This window comes from Azospirillum sp. P4_B5 (assembly GCF_056402275.1).
The window spans coordinates 1-1,094 of record NZ_JBFUHT010000133.1; the positions used below are offsets into that span (position 1 = coordinate 1).

A 1,094-nucleotide genomic window follows, 5' to 3' on the forward strand; every position below is an offset into this window, starting at 1 on the left:
GCGCCGCTGTCGCGGACCTCGGAGATGCGCCGCTCGTCGAAGCCGAGCACCTCGCGCAGGATCTCGTCGGTGTGCTCGCCCAGCAGCGGCGACCGCGTGACCTCGGTCGGGCTGTCCGACAGCTTGATCGGGTTGCCGACCGTCAGGTACTTGCCGCGCGTCGGGTGATCGACCTCGACGATGGTGCCGGTCTCGCGCAGCGACTGATCCTCCGCCAGYTCCTTCATCGACAGGATGGGGCCGCAGGGGATGTCATATTTGTTCAGGATCTCCATGACCTCGAACTTCGTCTTGGTCATGGTCCATTCCTCGACGGTCGCGAAGATGTCCTTCAGGCGCGGCAGGCGCGCGGCGGGCGTCGCGTAATCCGGATCGGTGATCCATTCCGGCTTGCCGATGACGTCGCAGATCTTCGCCCARACCGGCGCCTGGGTGATGAAGTAGATGTAGGCGTTGGGATCGSTCTCCCAGCCCTTGCATTTCAGGATCCAGCCCGGCTGGCCGCCGCCCGAGGCGTTGCCGGCGCGCGGCACGCTGTCGCCGAACGTGCCGTTCGGGTATTGCGGGTACTCTTTCAGCGGGCCGCGCTCCAGCCGCTGCTGGTCGCGCAGCTTGACGCGGCAGAGGTTCAGCACGGCGTCCTGCATGGCCGCCAGCACCTTCTGGCCGCGCCCGGTCTGGGTGCGCTGGTAGAGCGCCGTCACGATGCCCAGCGCCAGATGCAGGCCGGTGCCGCTGTCGCCGATCTGGGCGCCGGTGACCATCGGCGGRCCGTCGTCGAAGCCGGTCGTCGAGGCCGAGCCGCCGGCGCACTGCGCGACGTTCTCATAGACCTTGCAGTCCTCGTAGGGACCGGGGCCGAAGCCCTTGACCGAGGCGACGATGATGCGGGGGTTCAGCTCCTGGATGCGCTCCCAGGTCAGGCCCATGCGGTCGAGCACGCCGGGGGCGAAATTCTCGACCATCACGTCGCAGATGCGCACCAGATCCTCCAGGACGCGCTTGCCGTCCGGGTTCTTGGTGTCCAGCGTGATGGACCGCTTGTTGTGGTTCAGCATGGTGAAGTAGAGGCTGTCGGCCTCGGGCACGTCGCG

The 1,094-nt window shown here is 67.2% G+C and carries 1 protein-coding gene; it reads right to left on the reverse strand.

Going from position 1 to position 1,094, the window contains the following annotated elements; all coding sequences use genetic code 11:
- The coding region (gene frc, locus AC1DVI_RS32365) for a formyl-CoA transferase (RefSeq protein WP_476961470.1) at positions 1-1,094 on the reverse strand (1,094 nt) is incomplete at both ends.